This window comes from Microbispora sp. GKU 823 (assembly GCF_002027145.1).
Classification (GTDB): domain Bacteria; phylum Actinomycetota; class Actinomycetes; order Streptosporangiales; family Streptosporangiaceae; genus Microbispora; species Microbispora siamensis.
Map to the genome: position 1 here is coordinate 1 of NZ_MWJN01000178.1, position 8,812 is coordinate 8,812.

Consider the following 8,812-nt stretch of genomic DNA (forward strand, 5'->3'; position numbering starts at 1 on the left):
GCCGGACCCGCCTTACCCGCCAGCTCCAGCAAAATCGGCTCAGCCACCCCCACCTGCTCATCGCTCAACTCCGCGGTGGCCGTGCAGATCGCCTCCACCACCCCCGCCGACAAACGCCCCTCGGCGAACGCCACACGCACCCGCGGCAGACGAGCCAACTCCACCGCCACCGTCAGCAACCGCCCCGCACCCGCCACACTCATCCCCCCGGCGGCACGCAACCAACTCCGGGTCGAGGCATGACCATGCTGCCTGGCCTGCCCCGCACCATGCACCCGACCCACCCGATCAGCAAGAGCACACGTGATGCGATCCCGGGCGAACATCAACTCCTCGGCCTCAGCCAGACAGATATCCACATCATCCGGAAGCGGAGTCAGCGCCAACTCCTGCGCCGACTCACGAAGAGAACCCACCAACACCCACGACGACCGGGCCTTGTCCCGACCGGCACCGGGCGCGCCACCACCGGTGTCCTGGCTCGCGTGCTCGCGGGCGGCCGATCCCTCGGACGACCACAGAGGCGAATCGGCGATCAACCGATCCCACCAGCCGTCATCAGTCTTGTTCGTACGACGAGGGCGATCAGCATTCTGATCGAACAGATCCATCACGCCCCCTCAATCGATTCGAAAACTTGTATGAATTCTTTCACCCCTTCTCCGCAGGAAGCAACCGAGCGAATGGATTAGTTGGAGTTGCAGGTGAATCGGGGCGAACCCGAAAAACTGCCCCCATCGCGATCCGCGCCTCCCTTACCCGGGTGGTAATCGACCCGCCGCGCCTCCACCGGACACGCTTGCGCCATGAGCAATGCCACTCGCGAAATCGTGGAAGAACTGCTGCGCCGGCTGGCCGAGGGCGATCACGACCGTACGGCGGAGTTGTTCGCCGAGCCGGTCGACTGGCTGCTCAGCTGGCCCGCCGAAGGGCATCCCGCGGTGCCATGGATCCGATCGCGGTCGAGCCGCGCCGACGTGGCCGACCATTTCCGATCGCTGGAGGCCCACCACGTGCCCGAGCTGAACGACACCTCGGTGACGCGGATCCTGGTGGACGGGCCGGACGCCGTCGTGCTCGGTGAGATCGCGCAGACGGTCCGGAACGGCGGCGCCTCGTACACCTCGCCGTTCGCGCTCCACCTCACGGTGGAAGACGGGCTCGTCACCCGCTACCACATCTATGAGGACAGCCTCACGGTCGCGCGGGCCCTGACCCCCGTCTGATCAGCGGGTCAGCGGATCAGTGGGCCGTACGGCCGGCCGGGGTGGTCAGGCGGGCGACGGCGGCGACGACCTCGGAGGGGTTGGACAGGTCGGACAGCACGATGTCGGCGCCCGCCTCGTGCAGTTCGGCGGCCGTGGACCGGCCCGACGCCACGCCGATCATGGCCGCGCCGCCGATCTTCGCCGCTTGGACGTCACGCGTGGAGTCGCCGATCAGGACGGTGTTGCCGGCGGTGAAGGCGGCGCCATAAAGGGCCTTGGCCCGTCCCTGCGCCACCTGCAGCAGGGTGGCCTTCGGATAGACCTCCTCGCCGTAGCCGCCCACCTCGACGTTGATCCACTTGTCCAGCCCGAACGCCTTGAGCTTGTGCACGGCGTTGCTCTTGATGGTGCCGGTGAGCACCGACTGCACGACGCCGTCGAGGCGGGACACGGCCTTGAGCGCGTCCTTGGCGCCGGGCATCGCGCGGCCGTCCTTGGCCAGCCGGTCGCGCCGCTCCGCGAAGGTGACGGCCAGCGCGTCGACGAACCTGGGCAGGTGGTGATCCTCGACGGCGATGCCGTTGACGGCCAGCGTCTCGAAGATGATCTCCGAATCGGGCCGGCCGAGCGCCGGTGCGAGTTTCACCAGCGGCCGCCCTGTCACCATCCGGAACGCGTCCGCGTAGGCGTCGCGAGTGACGATGGCGACGTCGACGAGCGTCAGGTCGATGTTCCAGAGAACGAGACGGTTGATCGCGGCCTCCGTGGGGGTGCGTGATGGCTCGTGCTCAGCGTACGGCCGACTCGGAGCGCATCAAGCCCCCCACCGTCTCGTGGGAGGTGGTCAGACGAGATCGAGGGCGTTGGCCAGCGAGTCCACCACCGGGACCCCGACGCCCTCCAGCTCCGACCGCCTGGTCATGCCGCCGGTGTAGAGGATGGCGCGAGCGCCGACGTGCTGAGCCGCGTGGGCGTCGTCCACGCTGTCACCGATGACGACGACCTTCGCCGAGTCGACGCCGAGCGCGCGCAGGTGCTCCACCATGTGCTCGGCCTTGTGGCCGCCGGTCGCCGCGCGCGAGCCGTCGATCCGGGTGAAGTGGCCGTCGATGCCGAACTCACCGGTCTTGCGGACCAGCCGTTCGTGGCCCCACATGGACAGCAGCGACTGCGTGCGGCCCGACTCCTCCCAGGCGCGCAGGCTCGACAGCGCCCCCTCGGCGAGGCTGCACGCCTCCATCAGCCGGTGGTAGTGCTCGTGGAAGCCCGCGTCGAGCAGTTCCCACTCGCCCTCCCGGAGCGGCCGGCCGAGCATCCGCTCGTACGCCACCCAGATGGGGCGGGTGTACACCTCGCGGAAGCCCTCCGCGTCGTACGGCCCCAGGCCGTACGGCTGGAAGAGCTCGTTGGTCGCGCCGACGACGGCGTCGATGTCGTGGAAGAGTGTCCCGTTCCAGTCCCAAACAATGTGTGTCATCTCGTCTCCAGCTTAGACGCCGGGCGTGACAACTCCATGAACTCCGCGGGTCAGGTGAGCAGATCCGGGATCTCCTGCGTGGCGTACCACAGCAGCTCGTGGTCCTCCGCGCCGTCCACGACGAACTGCGCGTCGTCGTCCCCGCCGTCGGCCGCGGGCAGTGCCGCGATCGCCGCCTCCACGTCCGCTACGGCGTCGGCGTCGTCCACGTGGACCGAGGCGACCAGCCGCATCGGGATCGGCTCCAGCACCCGCACGCGGGCGCGCTCCTCCAGATCGGCGCCGGCCTTCACGGTCTCGTCGGGCACCTCGGCCGCGATCACGACCCGCCGGGCGGCCACCTCGACGCCGTCCTTGCGGTCGGCGGCCAGCATGCGCAGGGAGGCCCGGGCGGCCTCGGTCAGCGCGACGTATTCCAGCTCCTCGTTGTCACCCGAGACGTACCACTCGATCAACGGCGGGGGTGACCGCGAAGCCGGTCAGCGGGGCCGGGCCCAGCTCCCCCGCGGCGACGACGCGCGCCAGCGCGGGAATAGTGGACGGCAGATAGACGCGCATGCGTTCCTCGACTCGGTCTCTGGTTCAAGCTACAGACGGGCGTCCGCGCCGGGCTCGCGGAAGGACAGGCCGAACAGGCGCTCCATCTCGGCGATGGTCGCCGCGGGCTCGCTGTGGTGCACGCCGACCAGGCCGATCGAGCGTGCCGCCAGGATGTTCGCCTCGATGTCGTCGACGAACACGCACTGCCCCGGCTCGAGCCCCAGCAGGCCGAGCGCGTGCCGGAAGATCCGTTCCTCGGGCTTGCGCATGCCGACCTCTCCCGAGATGACGACCGCGTCGAAGAGGACCTCCCAGCCCTCACGCGAGTAGTGGTCGCCCCAGGAATTGGACACCAGGCAGGTGCCGAGCCCCGCCACGCGAGCCTGGCGGAGCATCTCGTTCATCTCCTCGACCGGCCGGAACCCGGCGAACATCCGGGTGAGCAGGCCGTCGGCCTCCGGCGGGCCGCCGTCGAGGGTCACCAGCCGGGCCGCCAGGGCGCGCTCGAACTCGAGGACCGGAATCTCGCCCCGTTCGAGCGCGTGGATCGGGTTCTCCCCGTCCGGCTCGACGCCGGCCCGGTAGGCCTGCGTGACCAGCGCGCGCATGACCTCCCGGTAGTGCCTGGGGTCGATCCGGTCCGCCTCGATCCACTCCGCGATCGACTCGGCCAGGCTCGTGGTCAGAACCCCGCCCCAGTCGATCAGCACACCCTTGAGCACCGCGCCTCCCACCCGACGTGCCTACAAATATAGGGAGTGGTCAGTCGGGCCGCTCGAACGGCTTGAGCAACCCGCCGAACCACTCGTCGATGGTGTCCGGGCCGAACGACTCGCCGGGCACCATCTCCCGCAGCGCGTCACTCACCAGCCGACGGCTCTGCCGTTCCGCGTCCTGCTGCGCCCGGCGCAGGGCCAGCAGGAGTTCCTCGGCCAGCGTCCGGCTGGGCAGGCGCATGGCACGAGGCTCGATGACGACCTCACGCACCTGGCCGTACGCCGTCGTGACGGCCTGGATCCGGCCGTCGGCCGCCCGGCCGTGGCCGGTGACGGTCTCGATCTCGCGCTGTCCGTCCTCCAGCCATGCCTCGATCTGTGCGGCCCGCTCCGCGTCCTGCTCCAGATCGTCGACCCGGTCCGCAGCATGGGGGCCGAAGGCGTCCGCTCCCGCGTCCAGCTCCTGGGCGAGCTGGTCGAACCGATGACGCACGAACATCTCGTCGAGCGGTGCGGCCAGCCCGGTCACCCTGGTCTGGGCGGCGGCGACGAGCTCGTCGGTCCGCTCCTTCGCGGCGTCCTGGGCGACCCGGATCGCCTTCGTCACCTCCGCGCTCAAGACGGCCGCGTCAAGCCGCATGACCCGCGGGTCCAGTGTGATCATGGTGACCTGTCCCCGGCCGTCGGCCCTGGCCCTCACCAGGCCGTCGGCGCCCTCCCCTTCGCCGGTGACCTGCCGGATCCCGGCCTGGACGTCCGCGAGGCCGCGCATGACGTCCTCGGCCTGGCGAATCATCTGCTCCAGCAGCTCCAGGTCGCTGCCACCCGGAAACAACAGAGACAAGCATTCCTCCACAAAAAGGATAAAAGGCGTTTACTGTGCAATTCACCCGACCGTAATTCGCCGGTCATGCTAACGTGCGGCGCATGTACGGGGAACTTGGCATCGAACACAGCGGGGTGGACAGGGCCGCCTCTCGCCTGACGGAGCACGGCGACGAGTTCGTAACCGCCCTTCAGTATCTGCGCGAGCGAGCGGGATCCGCCTCGTGGGGTGACGACGGCCTGTTCGGCGCCTTCGTGGCCGCGTACAACCGCTGCGCTCTGACCGCCGTCGAGGCGTACGCGCACCTCGGAGGGACGGTGGGCGGCACGGGAGAGGCGCTCGCGGTCGCGCGCCGTCGGGTGTCGGACGCCGAGGACGACGCGGGCCGCCAGATCGCGCGGGCGCACGACGAACAGGGACCGGCATGGGCCTGATGCCGCCGGACTGGGCGCAGCCGGTCGCGAGCCTGGTGAACTTCCCGAAGATCGACGAGGCCGACATCCGCACGGAAATCCGCCCGTGGCAGATCGTGCATTCCGGCGCCGCCTCCGGGGGGACCGGCGCGGAGGACGAGGTCAGGCGGCTGCCTGGCGTGTACCAGGGCGTGTCCGCCGGCGCGATGCAGAACAACTGGAACAAGACCGGCACCACGGAACACCTCCGCGCGGCGGTCGGCGCCGCCGCGTACGCGCCGGCGGTGCTCGAAGGCACGGCCAGCGCGGTGACCGCCACGAAGGTGGCCGTCATCACTCAGGCCGTCGCGGGCGCGACCAGGCTGGCCTCGGTCCTCGTCGCGGGCGGTCCGTTCGCCGCGGCCTCCGCCACGGCCGGGCTTCTCGCCACCCGGTACGCCATGCGGAAGATCCTCCGGGAGGCCGAGGAGGGCGCGCCCGGGTTCTGGCCCCGGCCGTCACGCGGCACGTCACCGAACCGCTGGAACGCATCCTCAAGAACACCCGTGGCCCGTTCGGAGGCGGCCCGTCCCTGGCGGGTGCGGGCGGCCCCCACGTTCCCCTGCGGGGCGCGCCCCTGCGTACGGCGGGTGAGACGGGGCCCCGCGGCGGCGTCAAGCTGGACATGGGGAGGAGCCGCAAGCCCTATTCCAGGCAGAGCGGCCCCCAGCTGTCCTCGGCGGAGCAGGCCGCGCTGGACGCGAAGAAGGCCGGTCAGCCATATGACAGAAAGGCCGCACGAGCGGCCGAGCAGAAGGTGAAGACCGGCGAGAAGCTCGACGGCGAGCGCAACGCGCAGAAGCGCGGAACCCAGTCCAACCAGAACAACCAGAACAACCAGAACAACCAGAACAGTCAGTCCAACCAGAGCAGTCAGGGCAAGAAGAAGCGCCGGTGGGGATCTTCGTGACACAACCGATCGCCAATCAAATGCACCACTTCACCCAGAACAATCCGGAGGGGATTGGACAGGACAGCGTGCCGGCGCTGCTCCGCCGGGTCGCGACCACGATCGAGGAACTGGGCCAGATCGAGGTGTACGACCTGATCATGCACAGCGAGATCACCGACGACGGGACGAACTGGCCGTCGATAACGGTGTACTTCGACTACACCCAGACCGACGAGCCGGACGAGGACGAGCCGGAAGAGGACGCGCCCGCCGTCATCTGACGGCGGCGAAGACGCGCTCCGCGATCTTGTGATGCGCGGCGGACTTCAGCGCGCCGGGGTCGGTGCGGATCGGGCCGAAGACGCCGCGCTTCTCCTTCAGCCGCAGGATCCGCAGCACCGACTCGTCGAGCCTGCGCTCGGAGATCCGGCCCGACTTCACCGCGTCGAGCACGGCGTCGTACGCCTTGGGCAGGTTCGGCGGCATGAGGAGCATGTCGGCCCCGGCGAGCACGGCCCGCACGGCGACCTCGGCGTCGCCGTACTTCTTCCGCACCCCGGCCATGTCGAGCGCGTCGGTGCTGATCACGCCGTCGAAGCCGAGTTCCTCGCGGAGCAGGCCGGTGAGGATGCGGTGGGACAGCGTCGCGGGGTCGCCGGATGGGTCGAGCTTCGGCATCACCACGTGCGCCGACATGATCGCGTCCACGTCGTGCGCGATCGCCGCGCGGAACGGCGGCGCGTCCAGCTTCCGCCACTGCGTCTTCGAGTGGGTGATGACCGGCAGGCCCGTGTGGCTGTCGACCGAGGTGTCCCCGTGGCCGGGGAAGTGCTTGGCGACGGATGCCACGCCCGCCGCGTGGAAGCCGTCGACGGCCGCCCCGACCATCGCGGCCACCTTCCCCGGGTCGGAGCCGTACGCGCGGGGCCCGATCACGGGGTTGCGGGGGTTGATGTTGACGTCGGCCACCGGCGCGAAGTCGAGCGAGATGCCGAGGTCGCGTAGTTCCTCACCGGTCGCCCTGGCGACGTCGCGCGCGTTCGCCGTCTTGCCGGTCTCCCCGATCTCCGACGCGCCGGGAAACTTGGTGACGAGGGACTTGAGCCGGGAGACGAGGCCGTTCTCCTGGTCCACGCCGATCATGAGCGCGCCTCGCCCGACCTGGCCGCCGCCTCGCGCAGGCCGGTGGTGAGCGCGGCCACCTGGCTCGCGCCGGAGACGTTGCCCGCCCAGTCGAACAGGATGACCCCGCCGGGGCGGAACTTCTCCACCACCTGCGCCGGCGTCGCCACGCCGTACCGCGCCTCGTTCTCCTTGCTCGCCGCCCCGGCCTTCTGGCCCCACACCACGATGGTGAAGAGTTGCGCGACCTTGTCGCGCAGGCTCATCGCCGCGAGCGTCCGCTCGGCCTGACCGCCGGAGGGCCGGGCCGACTGCGACAAGGACGGCGGCAGGGACGGCGAGGAGGACGGCGGAGACACGGACGCCGGCGCGGACGCACGCGGCGAGGGCGCCGGGCTCGCCGCGCCGACGCCGGACGAGCATCCGGTCACGAGGAGGGCGGCGAGCATGACGACACCGTGTCTGATTCGTGGCACGTTCTTTACCGTAGCCGCGCCTGGCCGTGACCGGGCCCGGAACCCGGTCACGGCCGGTCAGAGCGCGAGTGCGTCCAGGCCGGGAAGCTCCGCCCGGGCGGCGGCCTTGGCGGCCCGCGCCAAGGTGGCCGAGCGCGCCGCGGCGGCGGCCGCGCGGCACTGCTCGAGCGTGTGCCGCGACAGGGCGGCGCGCACCCAGGGCAGCGCGGGGGCGCCCATGGACAGCGAGGTGACCCCCATGCCGACGAGCACACAGGCGAGCACCGGATCGGCCGCGGCCTCGCCGCAGACCCCGCAGCCCTTGCCCGCCTCCGAGGCGGCCGAGGCCGCCATCGCGATCAGGTCGAGCACGGCCGGATGCCACGGGTCCTGCAGCCCGGCGACGGCGCTGACCTGGCGGTCGGCCGCGAGCGCGTACTGCGTGAGGTCGTTGGTCCCGATCGAGAAGAAGTCGACGGCCCGGATGAGGTCCGCCGCCCGCAGCGCCGCCGACGGCACCTCGATCATGATGCCCGCGCCGTCGAGCCCCGCCGTACGGCAGGCCTCGGCGAACCACTCGGCCTCCTCGACGGTGGCCACCATCGGCGCCATGACCTGGACCTTGGCCGAGACGCCCGCGGCGGCCCGGGCCAGCGCGCCGAGCTGGGCGGTCATGATCTCCGGATACCGGCGGAACATGCGCAGGCCGCGCTCTCCGAGCGCCGGGTTCGGCTCCTCCTCAGGCGGCGGCAGGAACGCCAGCGGCTTGTCGGCGCCGGAGTCGAGCGTGCGCACCACCACGCGGCCCTCAGGAAACGCCTCGAACACCGCCCGGTAGGCCTTCTCCTGCTCGCTTCCCGACGGCGCGGTCTCGCGGTCGAGGAAGAGGAACTCGGTGCGGTAGAGGCCGACGCCCTCGGCGCCGTTGGCCAGCGCGCTCTCCAGATCGCGGGGGCGCCGATGTTGGCGAGCAGGGGAACGGGGTGGCCGTCGGCGGTCGCCCCGGGGCCGGTGGCCGCCGACAGCACCGCCCGCCGCGCCTCCTCGGCGGCGCGCGCCTCGGCCACGCGGGCCGGGTCCGGCGCGAGCAGCACCTGGCCGGACGCGCCGTCGACCAGCACGGG

13 protein-coding genes and 1 pseudogene are annotated in these 8,812 nt (G+C 70.9%); 5 read left to right on the plus strand and 9 right to left on the minus strand.

Annotation, left to right across the window (positions count from 1 at the left end; all coding sequences use genetic code 11):
• The coding region (locus B1L11_RS43050; RefSeq protein WP_143737968.1) for a DUF222 domain-containing protein at nt 1-611 on the minus strand (611 nt) is incomplete at its 3' end.
• 195 nt (nt 612-806) lie between these two features.
• Here B1L11_RS43050 and B1L11_RS43055 point away from each other — a divergent pair.
• Nucleotides 807-1,226, plus strand: a complete 420-nt coding sequence (locus B1L11_RS43055) for a nuclear transport factor 2 family protein (RefSeq protein ID WP_079320919.1) — start codon at nt 807-809, stop codon at nt 1,224-1,226.
• A 16-nt stretch (nt 1,227-1,242) separates the two neighbouring features.
• Here B1L11_RS43055 and B1L11_RS43060 read toward each other — a convergent pair whose 3' ends face one another.
• From B1L11_RS43060 to B1L11_RS43080, 5 genes and pseudogenes are all read right to left on the minus strand, one after another.
• Nucleotides 1,243-1,962, minus strand: a complete 720-nt coding sequence (locus B1L11_RS43060) for an HAD family hydrolase (RefSeq protein ID WP_079320920.1) — start codon at nt 1,960-1,962, stop codon at nt 1,243-1,245.
• 90 nt (nt 1,963-2,052) lie between these two features.
• Nucleotides 2,053-2,685, minus strand: coding sequence for an HAD family hydrolase (locus B1L11_RS43065; protein ID WP_079320921.1), 633 nt, complete (start codon nt 2,683-2,685; stop codon nt 2,053-2,055).
• 50 nt (nt 2,686-2,735) lie between these two features.
• Nucleotides 2,736-3,243: pseudogene (locus B1L11_RS43070) on the minus strand (hypothetical protein).
• A gap of 29 nt (nt 3,244-3,272) precedes the next feature.
• A complete protein-coding gene (locus B1L11_RS43075) occupies nt 3,273-3,947 on the minus strand; it encodes an HAD family phosphatase (protein ID WP_079320922.1) in 675 nt (224 codons plus the stop codon).
• Nucleotides 3,948-3,987: 40 nt separating this feature from the next.
• On the minus strand, nt 3,988-4,785 hold the full coding sequence (locus tag B1L11_RS43080; RefSeq protein ID WP_143737969.1) for a YbaB/EbfC family nucleoid-associated protein: 798 nt from the start codon (nt 4,783-4,785) through the stop codon (nt 3,988-3,990).
• Nucleotides 4,786-4,868: 83 nt separating this feature from the next.
• Between B1L11_RS43080 and B1L11_RS43085 the strand changes: the two genes are divergently transcribed.
• From B1L11_RS43085 to B1L11_RS43095, 4 genes are read left to right on the plus strand one after another with little or no spacing between them, the layout of a single operon-like run.
• On the plus strand, nt 4,869-5,201 hold the full coding sequence (locus B1L11_RS43085) for a hypothetical protein (RefSeq protein ID WP_079320924.1): 333 nt from the start codon (nt 4,869-4,871) through the stop codon (nt 5,199-5,201).
• On the plus strand, nt 5,192-5,980 hold the full coding sequence (locus tag B1L11_RS43090; RefSeq protein ID WP_079320925.1) for a hypothetical protein: 789 nt from the start codon (nt 5,192-5,194) through the stop codon (nt 5,978-5,980). The genes B1L11_RS43085 and B1L11_RS43090 overlap by 10 nt, the downstream gene beginning before the upstream one ends.
• The gene (locus tag B1L11_RS47685; RefSeq protein ID WP_179155588.1) at nt 5,977-6,129 is read left to right on the plus strand and encodes a hypothetical protein; all 153 of its coding nucleotides are present in this window, start codon (nt 5,977-5,979) and stop codon (nt 6,127-6,129) included. The genes B1L11_RS43090 and B1L11_RS47685 overlap by 4 nt, the downstream gene beginning before the upstream one ends.
• Nucleotides 6,126-6,392: a hypothetical protein gene (locus B1L11_RS43095; protein WP_218671677.1), complete on the plus strand. Its 267-nt coding sequence runs from the start codon at nt 6,126-6,128 to the stop codon at nt 6,390-6,392. The genes B1L11_RS47685 and B1L11_RS43095 overlap by 4 nt, the downstream gene beginning before the upstream one ends.
• Here B1L11_RS43095 and B1L11_RS43100 read toward each other — a convergent pair.
• The 3 genes from B1L11_RS43100 to B1L11_RS43105 form a co-directional block, all read right to left on the minus strand.
• Nucleotides 6,385-7,254 carry a glycoside hydrolase family 3 protein gene (locus tag B1L11_RS43100; RefSeq protein WP_256863401.1) on the minus strand — a complete coding sequence of 290 codons (870 nt, stop codon included), beginning with the start codon at nt 7,252-7,254 and terminating at the stop codon, nt 6,385-6,387. The two genes, B1L11_RS43095 and B1L11_RS43100, sit on opposite strands and share 8 nt — an antisense overlap.
• On the minus strand, nt 7,251-7,709 hold the full coding sequence (locus B1L11_RS53450; protein ID WP_256863402.1) for a hypothetical protein: 459 nt from the start codon (nt 7,707-7,709) through the stop codon (nt 7,251-7,253). The genes B1L11_RS43100 and B1L11_RS53450 overlap by 4 nt, the downstream gene beginning before the upstream one ends.
• 57 nt (nt 7,710-7,766) lie before the next feature.
• A partial coding sequence (locus B1L11_RS43105) for a putative PEP-binding protein (protein ID WP_306291787.1) occupies nt 7,767-8,812 on the minus strand: 1,046 nt, incomplete at its 5' end.

What these genes read in the sequence shown, in the direction of transcription:
- B1L11_RS43055 (WP_079320919.1), top strand. Translation starts at nt 807, where the DNA reads ATGAGCAATGCCACTCGCGAAATCGTGGAAGAACTGCTGCGCCGGCTG.
- B1L11_RS43065 (WP_079320921.1), bottom strand. Translation starts at nt 2,685, where the DNA reads ATGACACACATTGTTTGGGACTGGAACGGGACACTCTTCCACGACATC.
- B1L11_RS43085 (WP_079320924.1), top strand. Translation starts at nt 4,869, where the DNA reads ATGTACGGGGAACTTGGCATCGAACACAGCGGGGTGGACAGGGCCGCC.
- B1L11_RS43090 (WP_079320925.1), top strand. Translation starts at nt 5,192, where the DNA reads ATGGGCCTGATGCCGCCGGACTGGGCGCAGCCGGTCGCGAGCCTGGTG.
- B1L11_RS43100 (WP_256863401.1), bottom strand. Translation starts at nt 7,254, where the DNA reads ATGATCGGCGTGGACCAGGAGAACGGCCTCGTCTCCCGGCTCAAGTCC.